The following is a 16,054-nucleotide window of genomic DNA, read 5'->3' as shown; positions in this document are numbered from 1 at the left end:
TATAATGCGCGTACTATTTTCGATGCTGTTACTGGTGGGGTTCGCGGTAAGCGCGGCGGAGCCAACGCAGGTATTTACCGACGATTTGGGATGCAAGGTCGTTGTGCCGGTTCATCCGAAGCGGATTGTTTCATTACACGATCTGGATATCACCATTCCGCTGATTGAGCTTGGCGTGCCGCCGGTGGCGAGCCATGGCCGCACGCGGCCGGACGGTAGCCACTTTCTGCGCTCCAGCGGCATGTTGACCGGCGTCGACTTCGATAATTCCGACATTAAATTTATCGGCACGGCCGATATCGACATTGAAGCCATCGCCGCCGCAAAGCCTGACCTCATTATTACCGAGCCGACCCGCAACACCCCGGTGGAACAGCTGGCGAAAATTGCCCCGACGGTGAGCATCGATCATCTCGACGGCGGCGCGCCGGAGATCTACCGCAAGCTGGCTCAGCTGACGGGAACGCAGGCGCGACTCAAGGTTCTGGAGCGGCGCTATCAGGAGCAGATTAAGGCGCTGAAGTCGACTATTGATACCAGCAAGGTGACCGTGTCTGTGATTCAGGCGAATCAGGGGAAGATTAACGCCATGCACAGCTACCACTCGCTGGGCCGCGTGCTGCGCGACGCAGGATTCAAGTTCCCGCCGCTGATTGAGTCCATCCCGGAAGGGGGACGGATTGACGTCAGCGCCGAGCGCCTGCCGGAGCTGGATGCCGATTTCGTCTTCGCTACCTGGCGCGGGGATACGGGCGGTAAACCGCAGGACGAGCTGGCGGCGATGGATGCGGTCATGCCGGGCTGGTGTCAGTTCCTCAATGCCTGCCGAACCGGGCATTACGTGCTGATCTCGCGTGAAGAGGCGATCTCGAATTCGTTCGCGTCTTTAGGGCTGATGGTCGCGCAGGTGCAGTCTCAGATTGCCGGGCGTCCGCTGCCGGAGGCATCACGGTGATCCGCAAAGAGAAAGGGCGCGTGGATGTCTATGGCGACCGTTTTCGCGCGCGGGCGCATCAGCTGACGCCGCGTCTGCTGCAGGTTGCACGCTATATTCATGACAATCGCGAAGCGGTGATGGAACAGACCGCCATGGAGATTGCTGCGGAACTGAAAACCTCGGATGCCACGGTGGTCCGCGCCATCCAGGCGCTGGGTTTCGCCGGGCTGCGCGATCTCAAGCAAACGCTTGAGCAGTGGTTTGGTCCGGTGGTCACCTCCAGCGAAAAGATGTCCACTACGGTGAACACGCTTGCCAGCGACGTCAACGCGAGCATTGATTTCGTGCTGGAGGGGCATCAACACACCTGCGAGGTGTTGTCCGAGCCGCACAACCGCTACGCGATGGCCCAGGCGGTCTCTCTGCTGGCGCAGGCGAGGCAGGTCGCCATATTTGGCATTGGCGCCTCCGGCATTCTGGCCGAGTATACCGCCAGGCTGTTCAGTCGCATGGGGTTACCCGCCACGCCGCTTAACCGTACCGGAATAGGGCTTGCGGAACAGCTGATTGCGCTTCAGCGCGGCGACGTGCTGGTGATGATGGCGCAGAAGTCCGCGCACCGGGAGGGGCAAACCACCCTGCGTGAAGCAAAACGTCTGGGCATTCCAACGATACTGCTGACCAACGCCCTTGATTCGCGCTTCAGCAAGGAGGCCAGCGTGGTGATCCACGTTCCGCGCGGCGGCGAAAAGGGCAAAATCCCGCTCCACGGCACGGTGCTGCTCTGTCTGGAGATGATTATTTTATCCGTAGCCTCCACCGAGCCGCAGCGCACTATCAAGTCGATGAAGCGCATCAACGAGCTACATCGCGGGTTAAAACCGGGGAAGAAAAGCAGCTAAAAACAACAAAGCCCGGTTGCGCTGACGCTCACCGGGCCTGGACCTGTTCTCCCTCTCCCGTCAGGAGAGGGCTGGGGTGAGGGAAAACTTAAACCCCTTGCTCCAGAATGCGGATGTGGGTTTCCAGCACGTCACCCTTCACCGCGTCACTCCACGCTTTCATGTGCGTGGTCTGCAGGTGTGCTTCGAGGTGCGCGACGGTTTCCCACTGCTCAACCATGATGATCGAGTCCGGTGCGGTCGCCTGGAAGCTGGCGTCAGTGGCGGCATCCACCATCGGCGCGTAGCCGTGGCAGCCTTCTTCTTTCAGTACGGTCGGGATAATTTTCGCGAACTGATCCAGCACCGCCTGACGGTGATGTTGACCTGGACGAGTACGGATTTCTGCGATAACGGTAAGCATGTTTACTACTCCTTTAATTCCAGGCTACCAGTTAAGCAAAAATTTCCGCGAGATGCTTGCGATATTCTGCGATATAGCTCGGGACATCAGGCATTTTAATCACGTCGTTGACGATAAACGTCGGCAGAGGATCCATGCCCAGGAACTGGTTAGCCTTGTGGAACGGCAGGTACGCGCCGTCAACGCCCACGCCTTCGAAGAACTGATCTTTCTCGGTGAAGGCTTCCAGCGGGGCGTTCCAGGTCAGAGAGAGCATATATTTTTTGCCCTGAATCAGACCGCCTGACCCGTATTTTTTGGACGCGTCAGAGCGGGTGCGGCCATCGCTGGCATACAGTGAGCCATGACCTTCGGTGAACACGTCGTCCATGTATTTTTTTACGGTCCACGGCGCGCCCATCCACCAGCCTGGCATCTGCCAGATCACCACGTCAGCCCACAGGAAGTTCTGTACTTCGGCCTTCACGTCATAATTGCTGTCCGCGCGTACGACCTTAACATCATGCCCGGCGTCGCGCAGGAAACCGTCCGCGACCTCGGTCAGGGTGTCATTCAGCTGGCCTTTAGAGTGCGCAAATTCTTTTGCACCGTTGATAATCAGGATGTTGCTCATTATTTGTCCTCGACGATGAGAGTATGGCGAGTATTCTACGCGCGAGGACGGAGCGGAAAAATGAGCAAAATGTGCAAAGTCTTTTGCATTAAACGCAATAATCTCTACCAGCTGACCTTCACTTCAAAACCGCCTTCAGGCGCATTGCTCAACGAGACGCGCATACCGTGCAGCGCGGCGATGCGTTTTACGATGGATAACCCCAGCCCGCTGCCCGTGGCATCCTGACCCGGCGGACGATAAAAGCGCTCGCCGATGCGCGCCAGCGCGTCAGGTGAAATGCCTGGGCCGTTGTCGCGCACGGTAAAACTACGCGCGTCCAGGGTGACGTCCACCACGCTGCCGCGCAGGCTGTAGCGGATGGCGTTGTCCAGCAGGTTGCGCACCAGCAGGCTTAGCAGCAGTGGCTGTCCCTGACGTTTGATCTGCGGGGCGTGGTTGTTGAGGCGAATATCAATCCCTGCCTGCTGCGCCGGATGCCAGATATCCAGCACCGCCGACTGAAGTAAATCGGCAAGCGTTATCGGTTCGACGTCGTCAAGATTATCCAGCGAGTCCAGACGCGACAGCGTGAGGAGCTGGTCCACTAGCCGGGAAGCGCGGTCGATGCCCGCATGCAGCTGCGCCAGCGCTTTTTCCCTCGCCTGCGGATCGTCCTGCGAGAGCTGCGCCACGTCAGTTTGCACCTTCAGGGCCGCCAGCGGGCTGCGCAGCTCGTGGGCGGCGTCGGACGTAAAGCGGCGCTCGCGGGTCATCATCTCCTGGGTACGCGCGAAGAGATGATTCAGCGAATCAAGCAGGGGGCGCACTTCCGTAGGGACGCCCTCCGTCGGCAGTTTATCGGTAGCATCCGGCGAGCGGGAGCGCAGGGTCTGCGCCAGCTTTTTCAGCGGCTTTAGCTCCCGGATCAGGAGCAGAACCAGCAACAGCAGCATCACCGGTAGCGCCACCAGCCAGGGCGTGAGCTGCGAGCTGACCACGTCCAGCGCCATCTCCTGGCGGTACTCCCACTCCTGGCCGACCACCACTCGGTATTTCCCGTCGGGTGAGGTCAGCCACAGGAAACGCCATTCGTCGTTGTCGTCCTGGAGCTGCCCGTTAGCAAACCCGTCGCGGCGATAGTGGTACGGAATATCGCGCCCGTTCTCGCCATCGTTCAGCAGCATTTTGCCGTCGACGGCGTAAATGGCGAAAGCCAGCGCGTCGTCATCGAGACGGCCATGCTTCACTTTTTTCGGGATCTCGCGCATCCGTTCGGGGGCGCGGATCTCGTCAAGATCCATCGTCAGCAGCCGTTTGGCAAACAGCATCTGCTGCGTGTCGAAGAGCTTATCCAGCTTGTGGGTGGTCTGCTGCCAGGCCACCAGGCTGGCGGCAAACCATGCCGTCAGGGAGAGCGCTAAAAAGAGGAGCGTCAGGCGCAGTTTCAGGCTCAGGCGTTGCGTCAGCTTCATGCGTCACCCAGGGTATAGCCGATGCCGTGCACGGTGCGGATAAACTCGCTGCCAAGCTTGCGGCGCAGGTGATGAACGTGGACTTCTACCGCGTTGCTGGAGACGTCGTCATCCCAGGTATACAGTTTTTCTTCAATCGTCTTGCGAGGGAGCACGTGGCCTGCATTGCGCATCAGCAGTTCCAGCAGCGCGAACTCTTTCGGCTTCAGCGTCAGCGGTTCACCGTCCAGCGTGGCGACGAGACGGGTCGGATCGAGCGTGACCTTGCCGTGGCGTAGCTCGCTATGCGTCTGGCCGTGACTGCGGCGGACCAGCGCCTCGAGGCGGGCGCCGACTTCAATCAGCGCGAACGGCTTGCAGAGATAATCATCCGCGCCAAGACGCATCCCTTCCACGCGCTGGTTGAGCGCATCCCGCGCGGTCAGGATCAATACCGGCTCGCTGCGCCCGCTTTCGCGCCACGCGCGCAGGATGTCCAGACCGTCGATTTCCGGCAGCGTCAGATCCAGCACCACGGCATCATAGGGCGCAGAAGCAAGCGCGGCCTGACCGGTTTTACCGTCGGTAAACCAGTCCACGCTAAAGCCCATTTTGCTTAAACCCGCCCTGATACCGTCGCCGATTAACGTGTCGTCTTCTACCAGTAAAATGCGCATATTCCCTCCTTGATGCCGTCAGTAAACCCTCTGTAAGCGCCTGCTGTACAGCAATAATAAATAAATTTTTCCCTTAAGAAGTTGTTAAGGATTACCCTGTTTAATGGACTGCGAAACCAGATTAAAGGGAGAGTTAATATGAAAAAATTCGCTGCTATTGCCGCCATCATGATGATGACCACTGCCCCCGTTTTTGCCGCGCAGGGCGGATTTAACGGCCCGTCGGCCACGCAAACCCAGACCCAGACGCAGACGGGAGGTTTTGTTGATAACGACGCTAACCTCACCACTGCGGTGAAGGTAAAAGAGATGAAGGACGACAGCTGGGTGAAGCTGCGCGGGAACATTACCCAGCGCCTGTCCGATGACCGCTACACCTTCCGCGATGAGACCGGCACGGTCAACGTGGAGATTGACCACAAGCGCTGGAACGGCGTGACCGTCACCCCTCAGGATAAAGTGGAAATCCAGGGCAAGGTCGATAAAGAGTGGAACGATTTTGAAATCGACGTGAAGCAGGTCATTAAGCTGAACAAATAACCCGGAAAGGGCCGCATAAGCGGCCCTTTTTCTTTGTGACTCAACTCGTCAGATAGGGTAGTATCTGCGGCAATATTGCCTGAAACCCTTCGGTTTCTGAGTTGAGGAATCACACGTAATGAGCGATATGGCAGAGCGCCTCGCGCTACATGAATTCACGGAAAACGCCTACCTGAACTATTCCATGTACGTCATCATGGACAGGGCGTTGCCGTTTATCGGGGATGGCCTGAAGCCCGTTCAGCGCCGCATCGTGTATGCGATGTCCGAACTGGGGCTGAACGCCACCGCCAAGTTCAAGAAATCCGCCCGTACCGTCGGTGACGTGCTGGGTAAATACCATCCGCACGGCGACAGCGCCTGCTATGAAGCGATGGTGCTGATGGCTCAGCCGTTCTCTTACCGCTACCCGCTGGTGGATGGTCAGGGGAACTGGGGGGCGCCGGACGATCCGAAATCCTTCGCAGCAATGCGTTATACCGAATCCCGTCTCTCTAAATATGCCGAAGTGCTGCTGGGCGAGCTGGGTCAAGGAACCGTCGACTGGGTGCCAAACTTCGACGGTACGATGCAGGAGCCAAAGATGCTGCCTGCGCGTCTGCCGAACATCCTGCTGAACGGTACCACCGGTATTGCGGTCGGTATGGCGACGGATATTCCGCCGCACAACCTGCGTGAAGTGGCGAAAGCCGCCATTACCCTGATCGAGCAGCCTAAAGCCTCGCTCGACGATCTGCTGGATATCGTGCAGGGGCCAGATTTCCCAACCGAAGCTGAGATCATCACCTCTCGCGCGGAAATTCGCAAAATCTACCAGAACGGGCGCGGCTCCGTGCGCATGCGCGCGGTGTGGAATAAAGAGGACGGCGCCGTGGTGATCACCGCGCTGCCGCATCAGGTTTCCGGTGCCAAAGTGCTGGAGCAGATCGCCTCCCAGATGCGCAATAAAAAGCTGCCGATGGTCGACGACCTGCGCGACGAATCGGATCACGAAAACCCGACCCGTCTGGTGATCGTGCCGCGCTCCAACCGCGTGGACATGGAGCAGGTGATGAACCACCTGTTTGCCACCACCGATCTGGAAAAAAGCTACCGCATCAACCTGAACATGATCGGCCTCGACGGACGCCCGGCGGTGAAAAACCTGCTGGAGATCCTCACCGAATGGCTGACGTTCCGCCGCGATACGGTACGCCGTCGTCTGAACCATCGTCTGGAGAAAGTGCTTAAGCGCCTGCATATCCTCGAAGGTTTGCTGGTGGCGTTCCTCAATATTGACGAAGTAATTGAGATCATCCGCACCGAGGACGAGCCGAAGCCCGCCCTGATGTCGCGCTTTGGCATCAGCGAAACCCAGGCCGAAGCGATCCTCGAGCTGAAGCTGCGCCATCTCGCCAAACTGGAAGAGATGAAGATCCGCGGCGAGCAGAACGAGCTGGAAAAAGAGCGCGATCAGCTGCAGGCGATCCTCGCGTCCGAACGCAAGATGAATAACCTGCTGAAAAAAGAGCTGCAGGCCGATGCCGATGCCTTCGGCGACGACCGTCGTTCTCCGCTGCACGAGCGCGAAGAAGCGAAGGCGATGAATGAGCACGACATGCAGCCGTCCGAGCCTGTGACCATTGTCCTGTCGCAGAGCGGCTGGGTACGCAGCGCCAAAGGCCACGATATCGACGCGCCGGGGCTCAGCTATAAAGCGGGCGACAGCTTCAAAGCGGCTGTCAAAGGCAAGAGCAACCAGCCGGTGGCGTTTATCGACTCCACCGGTCGCAGCTACGCCATTGACCCGATCACGCTGCCTTCCGCGCGCGGGCAGGGCGAGCCGCTAACCGGCAAGCTGACGCTGCCGCCGGGCGCGACGGTTGACCATATGCTGATGGAAGCCGATGACCAGAAGCTGCTGCTGGCGTCCGATGCGGGCTACGGCTTTATCTGTACCTTCAACGATCTGGTCTCCCGCAATCGTGCAGGTAAGGCGCTGATTAGCCTGCCGGACAACGCTCACGTGATGGCACCGCTGGTGATTGAGAACGAAAGCGACATGCTGCTGGCGATCACTACCGCCGGACGTATGCTGATGTTCCCGGTCAGCGATCTGCCGGAGCTGTCAAAAGGCAAGGGCAACAAGATCATCAACATCCCGTCGGCGGAGGCCGCGAAAGGCGAAGATGGCCTGGCGCACCTCTTCCTTCTGCCGCCGCAGAGCACGCTGACCATTCACGTCGGCAAGCGCAAAATCAAGCTTCGTCCGGAAGAGCTGCAGAAGGTGGTGGGTGAGCGCGGTCGCCGCGGCTCGCTGATGCGCGGTCTGCAGCGTATCGATCGCGTGGAGATTGACTCTCCTGCACGCAGCGCGGCGGGCGACAGCGAAGAGTAATGTCGTGATATCCCCCTCTGTCCGGAGGGGGAATTTCAATAAAATTTCCCGTAAAATCGTTGTTAATTCGTGCGTTGCGATTAACAATACGCGCTCGTAATAAAGTCCTTACCTGGCCACAGGTGAAGTATAATTGTCAGCTGTTGGGGCTTCAGAGGTCGCTATGCTATATATTGTTCGTCTTATTCTTACCGTCATCTACTGTATTCTGGTCTGTATTTTCGGCTCTATTTATTGCCTGTTCAGCCCGCGTAATCCGAAGCATGTCGCCACCTTTGGCCATATGTTCGGGCGCCTTGCTCCGCTGTTTGGCCTGAAGGTTGAAAAACGTCTGCCGGAAGGGGCGGAGAATTTCGGTAACGCCATCTATATTGCCAACCATCAGAACAACTACGATATGGTGACGGCCTCTAATATCGTGCTTCCACCGACCGTGACGGTGGGCAAAAAAAGCCTGCTGTGGATCCCGTTTTTTGGTCAGCTGTACTGGCTTACCGGTAACCTGCTGATTGACCGTAATAACCGTGCAAAAGCGCACAGCACCATTGCGGAAGTAGTGAATCATTTTAAAAAGCGCAAAATCTCAATCTGGATGTTCCCGGAAGGAACGCGCAGCCGCGGTCGCGGCCTGCTGCCGTTTAAAACCGGTGCGTTTCATGCTGCAATTGCGGCAGGTGTTCCAATTATTCCCGTGTGCGTTTCCAATACTTCGAATAAGATTAATCTTAACCGCCTGAATAATGGGCTGGTGATTGTCGAAATGCTGCCACCTGTCGATACCAGCAAATACGGTAAAGATCAGGTGCGTGAATTGGCAGCACACTGCCGTGAGCTAATGGCTCAGCATATTGCGCAGCTCGACAAAGAAGTCGCAGAGAGAGAAGCCGCCGGTAAGATTTAACCCGGCGTTGAAGGGAAAACGAATTCCCGCGTTGTTAGTCGTTTCAGATGGAGCTTATATGTCACTCAGTCGGCGTCAGTTTATTCAGGCTTCGGGGATCGCCCTTTGTGCGGGTGCGATGCCGCTGACAGCCAGCGCCGCCGGGCAGCAACAGCCGCTGCCTATACCGCCATTAATTGAATCCCGTCGCGGTCAGCCGCTTTTCCTGACGCTGCAGCGCAGCCACTGGTCCTTTACCCAGGGGACGCGTGCGCCCGTCTGGGGCATTAACGGACGTTACCTCGGGCCGACCATACGCGTGTGGAATGGCGATGACGTAAAGCTCATCTACAGTAACCGCACCCCTGAAAATGTCGCTATGACCATCAGCGGCCTGCAGGTGCCTGGCCCGCTGATTGGCGGCGCGGCGCGAATGATGTCATCCAGCGCCGACTGGGCGCCCGTTCTGCCGATTCGCCAGAGCGCGGCAACCCTGTGGTATCACGCCAACACCCCTAACCGCACGGCGCAGCAGGTCTATAACGGCCTGGCCGGCATGTGGCTTGTGGAAGATGAAGTCAGCAAATCTCTGCCGATCCCGAATCACTACGGCGTGGATGACTTCCCGATTATCATCCAGGACAAACGTCTGGATAACTTCGGCACGCCTGAATACAGCGAGCCGGGCAGCGGTGGCTTCGTCGGTGATACGCTGCTGGTCAACGGTGCGCAAAGCCCGTATGTCGAAGTTTCTCGCGGCTGGGTGCGCCTGCGCCTGCTCAACGCGTCTAACTCGCGCCGCTATCAGCTGCAAATGAGCGATGGTCGTCCGCTGCACGTGATCTCCGGCGATCAGGGCTTTTTACCGGCGCCGGTGTCCGTCAAACAGCTTGCGCTCTCGCCGGGCGAACGTCGCGAAGTTCTCATTGATATGACCAATGGGGATGAAGTGTCTGTCACCTGCGGTGAAGCGGCCAGCATTGTCGACCGTATTCGCGGGTTCTTTGAACCGTCGAGCATTCTGGTCTCGACCCTGGTGCTGACCCTGCGTCCAACCGGTCTGCTGCCGCTGGTGACCGATAGCCTGCCCATGCGCCTGCTGCCGCAGGAGATCATGAGCGGCTCGCCGGTGCGCAGCCGTGATATCAGCCTCGGCGACGACCCGGGCATCAACGGCGCGCTATGGGACGTCAACCGCATCGACATTACCGCGCAGCAGGGTACCTGGGAGCGCTGGACGGTGCGTTCAGATATGCCGCAGTCGTTCCATATTGAAGGGGTGGCATTCCTGATCCGCAACGTCAACGGTGCCATGCCGTTCCCGGAAGACCGCGGCTGGAAAGATACCGTCTGGGTGGACGGCCAGGTTGAGCTGCTTGTCTACTACGGTCAGCCTTCGTGGCCGCATTTCCCGTTCCTGTTCCACAGCCAGACGCTGGAGATGATGGACAGGGGCTCCGTAGGGCAGATGCTGATCAATCCTGCCCCATAATCCTGACATTCCCGGTTCGCCGGGAATGTTTTATGCCCGCCAGAAAAAGCGCGAGAACAGTATCAGCACCGGATAAATTTCCAGACGCCCTAAGATCATCGCCGCGCACATCAGCAGTTTTGCCCCCTCTGTTAACGTGCCGAACGTCGACGCCGTCTCGCCAAACCCCAGCCCCATGTTGTTGATGCAGGCGGCAACCGTTGCGAATGACGTAAACAGGTCGTAGCCCATCAGATTGAGCGACCAGACAAAAAAGCCCGTAATCATCACGTAGAGAAAAAAGAAGCTCCAGACCGAGCGCAGGACGCGTTCATTCACCACGCTTTTGCCCACCTTAATGCTCAGCAGCGCCCTCGGATGCGCCAGCTGGTTCATCTCCTGAATACTCTGCTTGAACATAATGAGAAAACGCAGCGCTTTGATCCCGCCGCAGGTCGAGCCTACGCAGCCGCCAAAAAAGCTGGCGCTCAACAGCAGGAAGATGGTATGTGCTGGCCACTGGGCATAGTCGGCTGTCGAAAGGCCGTTATCGGTCATCATCGAACTGGCAAGAAAGAAGGCATGCACCAGGCTATCAGTGGCGTTGTACATCCCGGCATGCCAGACCTGCCAGGCGGTGATGACGATAATCACCGCGGCGGCGCTCAGAAAGAATTTAACCTCCGGGCTGCGGCGAATCGGTTTCAGGGTGCGTCTGACAATGGCGATGTACCAGAGGGTGAAGTTAAACGCGGAGAGCAGTGAAAACGCCCCGGCGACCAGCTCAATCGCGTGGCTGTCATAAAACCCAATGCTCTCGCTGCGGGTGGAGAACCCGCCCAGTGACACGGTCGACAGCCCGTGACAGAGGGCGTCAAAAAAAGACATTCCCGCCAGCCAGTAGGCCAGGGTGCAGGCCACCCCCAGCGCGAAGTAGGTCACCCACAGCGTGCGCGCAGTATCGGCAAGGCGGGGCGTCAGGCGCTCCTCCTTGAACGGTCCCGGCATCTCTGACTGATAGAGCTTCATGCCACCGATGCCCAGCAGCGGCAGGACCGCGACGGCCAGCACGATGACGCCTAACCCGCCAATGAAATTCAGCTGAGCGCGGTAATAAAGGTACGATTTAGGCAGGGCGCTGACGTCCCCGATCACCGTTGCCCCGGTGGTGGTGATCCCGGAAACCCCTTCAAAGAGCGAGTCGGCAAAAGAGAGCTGTAGCCCGTCATCCATCCAGAGCGGCATGGCGCTAATCAATGAAAACAGCAGCCAGAACAGGACGATGATCACGAAACCGTCGCGGGTGCGCAGCTGTATGCCCGCGTGACGGGTTGCCCGCCAGGTTAGCCCTCCGAGAGTAAAAAAGGTTAAAAAGGTGGTCAGAAAGGCAAAGTAGGTCCGCTCTTTATTCAGCAGGGCGATAACCATCGGCGGCAGCATAGAAAGGCTGTACAGCAGAACCAGAAAACCGCAGAGGTGAAGGACAACCCGCAGTTGGGAGACATGTAACGAATCGTTGGGCTTCACAACTGAGCTCCGCACAAACACGCATTACCGGGGCAAATCACCGGAAAATATAGTGAATATTATGATCCAAAATTATCATGGCGCTGTATTTTAACGAGTTCCGTGAATATCTGCCTGCTTCCTGCATCCTTTTCTTCAAATCCGGCGGATGAACAGCGTATAATCCCGCTCCTTTTGTTTATTTTTTCTTCGGAAGCATTATGAGCGCAATTTCCCTGATCCAGCCGGATCGTGACCTCTTCTCCTGGCCCCAGTACTGGGCGGCCTGCTTTGGACCGGCGCCATTCCTGCCGATGTCCCGGGAAGAGATGGACCAACTGGGCTGGGACAGCTGCGACATCATTCTGGTCACGGGCGATGCCTACGTTGACCACCCGAGCTTCGGCATGGCCATCTGTGGACGTATGCTTGAGGCGCAGGGCTTCCGCGTGGGGATCATCTCCCAGCCTGACTGGAACAGCAAAGACGACTTTATGCGTCTGGGTAAACCGAACCTGTTCTTCGGCGTGACTGCAGGCAACATGGACTCGATGATCAACCGCTATACCGCCGACCGTAAGCTTCGTCATGACGACGCCTACACGCCGGATAACGTGGCGGGTAAACGCCCGGACCGCGCAACCCTCGTCTATACCCAGCGCTGCAAAGAAGCCTGGAAAGACGTGCCGGTGATCCTGGGCGGCATCGAGGCGAGCCTGCGCCGTACCGCGCACTACGATTACTGGTCTGATACCGTGCGCCGCTCGGTGCTGGTGGATTCCAAAGCCGACATGCTGATTTACGGAAACGGCGAGCGTCCGCTGGTGGAAGTGGCGCACCGTCTGTCGCAGGGCGAGCCGGTGAGCAGCATCCGCGACGTGCGCAATACCGCCATCATGGTGAAAGAGGCGCTGCCGGGCTGGCGCGGAGTGGATTCCCGCATCATTGATATGCCGGGTAAAATCGACCCGATCCCACATCCGTACGGCGAAGATCTGCCGTGTGCCGATAACAAACCGGTAGAGCCAAAGAAAGCGGAAGCGAAGGCTATCGTCGTGCAGCCTCCGCGCCCGAAGCCGTGGGAAAAGACCTACGTGCTGCTGCCCTCCTATGAGAAGGTGAAAGCCGACAAGGTGCTCTACGCGCACGCGTCCCGTATTCTGCACCATGAAACCAACCCTGGCTGCGCCCGCGCGTTGATGCAGAAGCACGGCGAGCGCTTTATCTGGATCAACCCGCCGGCGATCCCGCTTTCCACCGAAGAGATGGACAGCGTCTTTGCGCTGCCGTACAAGCGCGTGCCGCACCCTGCTTACGGCAACGCCCGTATCCCGGCGTATGAGATGATTCGCTTCTCGATCAACATCATGCGCGGCTGCTTCGGCGGCTGTTCTTTCTGCTCGATTACCGAGCACGAAGGGCGCATTATTCAGAGCCGCTCTGAAGATTCGATCATCAATGAGATCGAAGCGATTCGCGACTCGGTACCTGGATTTACCGGCGTGATTTCCGACCTCGGCGGTCCAACCGCGAACATGTACATGCTGCGCTGCAAGTCGCCGCGCGCAGAGCAAACCTGTCGTCGCCTCTCCTGCGTCTATCCAAGCATTTGCGAGCACATGGACACTAACCATGAGCCGACGATCAACCTCTACCGCCGCGCGCGTGACCTGAAAGGCATCAAGAAGATCCTGATAGCCTCCGGGGTACGTTACGACATCGCCGTGGAAGATCCGCGCTACATCAAAGAGCTGGCGACGCACCACGTCGGTGGCTATCTGAAGATTGCGCCGGAGCACACCGAAGAAGGCCCGCTGTCGAAGATGATGAAGCCGGGCATGGGTAGCTACGATCGCTTTAAAGAGCTGTTCGACACCTACTCGAAGCAGGCGGGTAAAGAGCAGTATCTGATCCCGTACTTCATCTCTGCGCACCCGGGCACGCGTGATGAGGACATGGTGAACCTGGCGTTGTGGCTGAAGCAGCGCCGCTTCCGCCTGGATCAGGTGCAGAACTTCTATCCGTCACCGCTCGCCAACTCGACGACCATGTATTACACCGGCAAGAACCCGCTGAGTAAGATTGGCTACAAGAGTGAAGAGGTGGTGGTGCCGAAAGGGGATAAACAGCGTCGTCTGCACAAGGCACTGCTGCGTTACCACGATCCGAAAAACTGGCCGCTGATCCGCCAGGCGCTGGAAGAGATGGGTAAAAAACACCTGATCGGCTCGCGCCGCGACTGTCTGGTACCGGCCCCGACGCTGGATGAGATGCGCGAAGCGCGTCGCCAGAACCGCAATACTCGCCCGGCGCTGACCAAGCACACGCCGATTGTGCATCAGCGTTCGAATGGTAATTCGAGTGTGAAGAAGCCAGTGAAGCGCAAAGCGTAAATAAAAAACCCCGGCAAGCCGGGGTTTTTATGTCGACACGCAGGCCGGGTAAGGCGAAGCCGCCACCCGGCTTTTTTACGCAATTACCCGCCAAACTGATCCGGGTCCGGCCCAAGCCGCTTGCCCTTATCCAGCTTCGCAATTTCCCCCAGCTCATCTTTGTCCAGACGGAAATCCCAGACGTCGAAGTTCTCGGCGATGCGCGATGGCGTGACCGATTTCGGGATCACCACCAGGCCGTTGTCCAGATGCAGCGAATGACGATCTGCGCCGGGGTTTTGCCGTATTTATCCGCCAGGTCGCGAATAATTTTCTGATCGAACACGCCTTCGCCACCCTGTGCCAGCGGGCTCCAGGACTCGGTCTGGATTTTATGCGTGGCGTTCCAGGCGTGAAGCTGACGCTGCTGCAGCAGCGGGTGCAGTTCGATCTGGTTAATGACAGGCGCGACGCCCGTCTCGTCGATCAGCCGCTGCAGGTGATGAACCTGGAAGTTGCAGACGCCGATGCTTTTCACCAGCCCCTCTTTCTGCAGTTCAATCATTCCTTTCCAGGCATCAACGTAATGGTCGATAGCCGGGACCGGCCAGTGCATCAGATAAAGGTCGACGAAGTCGAGCTGGAGCTTATCCAGGCTCTCCTGCAGGGCCTCGCGGGGACGTTTTTGATCGTCATTCCACAGTTTCGTGGTGATGAATAACTCACCGCGGGGGACACCGGCGCTGGCCAGTGCGGTACCCACGCCGTCCTCGTTTTTGTACGCGGCGGCGGTGTCAATCGACCGATAGCCGACTTCAAGGGCTTTATGAATGGCGGAGACGACCTCGTCGTTACCGGCTTTCCATACACCTAGCCCCAACTGGGGCATCACGTTGCCGTCCTGCAGCTTGATTACGGTTTGGTTTGCCATTTTTCCTCCTTCAGGTGCGCATCGCCGGAGGGAGACTCCGGCGATGGGGTGTGCATTAAGTCTGGACGAAATGTCAAAAAACGAAAGTCGGGGGGACAAAAACGCTTAGCGTGCCGCCTCGTAAATACGACGGCTGACGTCCAGCGTGATGTCGCCGTGCTCGCCCAGATGGGTCATGCCGTGCTCTTCGAGTTTCGCCAGCAGGGCAGGGATGGAGCTGCCGTCCAGCCCGTAGCCGGACAGACGCGTTGGCACGCCCAGACCTTCAAAGAAGCTGCGGGTCGCTTCGATGGCGGCATCAATGCGCGCGTCGTCAGAACCCTCGGTGATGTTCCACACGCGCTCAGCATATTGCAGCAGTTTGGCGCGTTTGGTGTCGCGTTTTTCGTTCCACAGGGCAGGCAGCACAACGGCCAGCGTCTGAGCATGATCCAGACCGTGCATCGCCGTCAGCTCGTGGCCCAGCATGTGGGTCGCCCAGTCCTGCGGCACGCCAGCGCCGATCAGGCCATTCAGCGCCTGTGTGGCGGCCCACATCACGTTGGCACGAACGTCGTAGTTTTCAGGCTCTTTCAGCGCTTTCGGACCTTCTTCAATCAGCGTCAGCAGAATGCCTTCCGCGAAGCGATCCTGAATTTTGGCATTCACCGGGTACGTGACGTACTGCTCAACGGTATGAACAAAGGCATCGACCACGCCGTTCGCCACCTGACGCGCAGGCAGGGTGTAGGTGTAAACCGGGTCCAGGATAGCGAACACAGGCTGGACGTGTTCGTTCATGAAAGCCTGCTTGTCACCGGTGGTTTTACGGGAGATCACCGCGCCCTTGTTGGATTCAGAACCGGTGGCTGGCAGGGTCAACACGGAGCCCATCGGGATGGCGCTTTTAATGTCGCTGCCGCGGGTTTCCAGAATGTGCCACGGATCGATGCCTTCAGCGTAGTGCGCTGCCGCTGCGATGAATTTGGTGCCGTCCAGTACGGAGCCGCCGCCGACCGCCAGCAGGAAGGTG

The 16,054-nt window shown here is 58.2% G+C and carries 13 protein-coding genes and 1 pseudogene; 7 read left to right on the top strand and 7 right to left on the bottom strand.

Annotated features, from left to right (window positions below; translation table 11 throughout):
- Positions 1–4: 4 nt before the first annotated feature.
- Entirely contained in the window at positions 5–955 is a 951-nt protein-coding gene (locus tag ACWYRJ_RS05535; RefSeq protein ID WP_455507540.1) for an iron-siderophore ABC transporter substrate-binding protein, read from the top strand.
- Positions 952–1,839: a MurR/RpiR family transcriptional regulator gene (locus ACWYRJ_RS05530; RefSeq protein WP_111963280.1), complete on the top strand. Its 888-nt coding sequence runs from the start codon at positions 952–954 to the stop codon at positions 1,837–1,839. The genes ACWYRJ_RS05535 and ACWYRJ_RS05530 overlap by 4 nt, the downstream gene beginning before the upstream one ends.
- 88 nt (positions 1,840–1,927) lie before the next feature.
- On the opposite strand, the gene ACWYRJ_RS05525 is transcribed toward ACWYRJ_RS05530, so the two are convergent.
- From ACWYRJ_RS05525 to qseB, 4 genes are all read right to left on the bottom strand, one after another.
- Positions 1,928–2,242, bottom strand: coding sequence for a putative quinol monooxygenase (locus tag ACWYRJ_RS05525; protein ID WP_032664433.1), 315 nt, complete (start codon positions 2,240–2,242; stop codon positions 1,928–1,930).
- A 31-nt stretch (positions 2,243–2,273) separates the two neighbouring features.
- Positions 2,274–2,855: an NAD(P)H-dependent oxidoreductase gene (locus tag ACWYRJ_RS05520; protein WP_047650114.1), complete on the bottom strand. Its 582-nt coding sequence runs from the start codon at positions 2,853–2,855 to the stop codon at positions 2,274–2,276.
- Between the two features lie 104 nt (positions 2,856–2,959).
- Entirely contained in the window at positions 2,960–4,309 is a 1,350-nt protein-coding gene (gene qseC, locus ACWYRJ_RS05515) for a quorum sensing histidine kinase QseC (RefSeq protein ID WP_455507539.1), read from the bottom strand.
- Complete coding sequence (gene qseB / locus ACWYRJ_RS05510; protein WP_455507538.1) at positions 4,306–4,965, bottom strand: quorum sensing response regulator transcription factor QseB; 660 nt, start codon at positions 4,963–4,965, stop codon at positions 4,306–4,308. Before qseB ends, qseC begins: the two co-directional genes overlap by 4 nt.
- A gap of 138 nt (positions 4,966–5,103) precedes the next feature.
- Here qseB and ACWYRJ_RS05505 point away from each other — a divergent pair, with 138 nt between their 5' ends.
- From ACWYRJ_RS05505 to ftsP, 4 genes are all read left to right on the top strand, one after another.
- Positions 5,104–5,505 (top strand): YgiW/YdeI family stress tolerance OB fold protein, encoded by a 402-nt coding sequence (locus ACWYRJ_RS05505; protein WP_111963277.1) that lies wholly within the window; start codon positions 5,104–5,106, stop codon positions 5,503–5,505.
- Between the two features lie 118 nt (positions 5,506–5,623).
- Positions 5,624–7,882 carry a DNA topoisomerase IV subunit A gene (gene parC, locus ACWYRJ_RS05500; RefSeq protein WP_111963276.1) on the top strand — a complete coding sequence of 753 codons (2,259 nt, stop codon included), beginning with the start codon at positions 5,624–5,626 and terminating at the stop codon, positions 7,880–7,882.
- A gap of 163 nt (positions 7,883–8,045) precedes the next feature.
- Positions 8,046–8,783 carry a 1-acylglycerol-3-phosphate O-acyltransferase gene (plsC, locus tag ACWYRJ_RS05495; protein WP_045404006.1) on the top strand — a complete coding sequence of 246 codons (738 nt, stop codon included), beginning with the start codon at positions 8,046–8,048 and terminating at the stop codon, positions 8,781–8,783.
- Between the two features lie 58 nt (positions 8,784–8,841).
- Positions 8,842–10,254 carry a cell division protein FtsP gene (gene ftsP / locus ACWYRJ_RS05490; protein WP_455507537.1) on the top strand — a complete coding sequence of 471 codons (1,413 nt, stop codon included), beginning with the start codon at positions 8,842–8,844 and terminating at the stop codon, positions 10,252–10,254.
- A gap of 30 nt (positions 10,255–10,284) precedes the next feature.
- Here the strand turns inward: ftsP and ACWYRJ_RS05485 are convergent, their stop codons facing one another.
- Positions 10,285–11,760, bottom strand: coding sequence for a TrkH family potassium uptake protein (locus tag ACWYRJ_RS05485; protein ID WP_455507536.1), 1,476 nt, complete (start codon positions 11,758–11,760; stop codon positions 10,285–10,287).
- 200 nt (positions 11,761–11,960) lie between these two features.
- Between ACWYRJ_RS05485 and ACWYRJ_RS05480 the strand changes: the two genes are divergently transcribed.
- On the top strand, positions 11,961–14,132 hold the full coding sequence (locus tag ACWYRJ_RS05480) for a YgiQ family radical SAM protein (RefSeq protein WP_115876282.1): 2,172 nt from the start codon (positions 11,961–11,963) through the stop codon (positions 14,130–14,132).
- A gap of 83 nt (positions 14,133–14,215) precedes the next feature.
- Here the strand turns inward: ACWYRJ_RS05480 and dkgA are convergent.
- Together dkgA and ACWYRJ_RS05470 are read right to left on the bottom strand one after the other, a co-directional pair.
- Positions 14,216–15,042 (bottom strand): annotated as a pseudogene (dkgA, locus tag ACWYRJ_RS05475) (2,5-didehydrogluconate reductase DkgA).
- A gap of 105 nt (positions 15,043–15,147) precedes the next feature.
- On the bottom strand, positions 15,148–16,054 hold a 907-nt coding region (locus ACWYRJ_RS05470; RefSeq protein ID WP_455507535.1), incomplete at its 5' end, for an iron-containing alcohol dehydrogenase.

The sequence above is a fragment of the Enterobacter sp. genome (assembly GCF_977039595.1).
Note: the sequence above shows the minus strand (reverse complement) of the source record. Positions and strands in the feature narration are given on the sequence as shown.

Coding starts and splice junctions, on each gene's coding strand:
- ACWYRJ_RS05535 (WP_455507540.1), top strand. CDS start 5: ATGCGCGTACTATTTTCGATGCTGTTACTGGTGGGGTTCGCGGTAAGC.
- ACWYRJ_RS05525 (WP_032664433.1), bottom strand. CDS start 2,242: ATGCTTACCGTTATCGCAGAAATCCGTACTCGTCCAGGTCAACATCAC.
- ACWYRJ_RS05520 (WP_047650114.1), bottom strand. CDS start 2,855: ATGAGCAACATCCTGATTATCAACGGTGCAAAAGAATTTGCGCACTCT.
- qseC (WP_455507539.1), bottom strand. CDS start 4,309: ATGAAGCTGACGCAACGCCTGAGCCTGAAACTGCGCCTGACGCTCCTC.
- qseB (WP_455507538.1), bottom strand. CDS start 4,965: ATGCGCATTTTACTGGTAGAAGACGACACGTTAATCGGCGACGGTATC.
- ACWYRJ_RS05505 (WP_111963277.1), top strand. CDS start 5,104: ATGAAAAAATTCGCTGCTATTGCCGCCATCATGATGATGACCACTGCC.
- parC (WP_111963276.1), top strand. CDS start 5,624: ATGAGCGATATGGCAGAGCGCCTCGCGCTACATGAATTCACGGAAAAC.
- plsC (WP_045404006.1), top strand. CDS start 8,046: ATGCTATATATTGTTCGTCTTATTCTTACCGTCATCTACTGTATTCTG.
- ftsP (WP_455507537.1), top strand. CDS start 8,842: ATGTCACTCAGTCGGCGTCAGTTTATTCAGGCTTCGGGGATCGCCCTT.
- ACWYRJ_RS05480 (WP_115876282.1), top strand. CDS start 11,961: ATGAGCGCAATTTCCCTGATCCAGCCGGATCGTGACCTCTTCTCCTGG.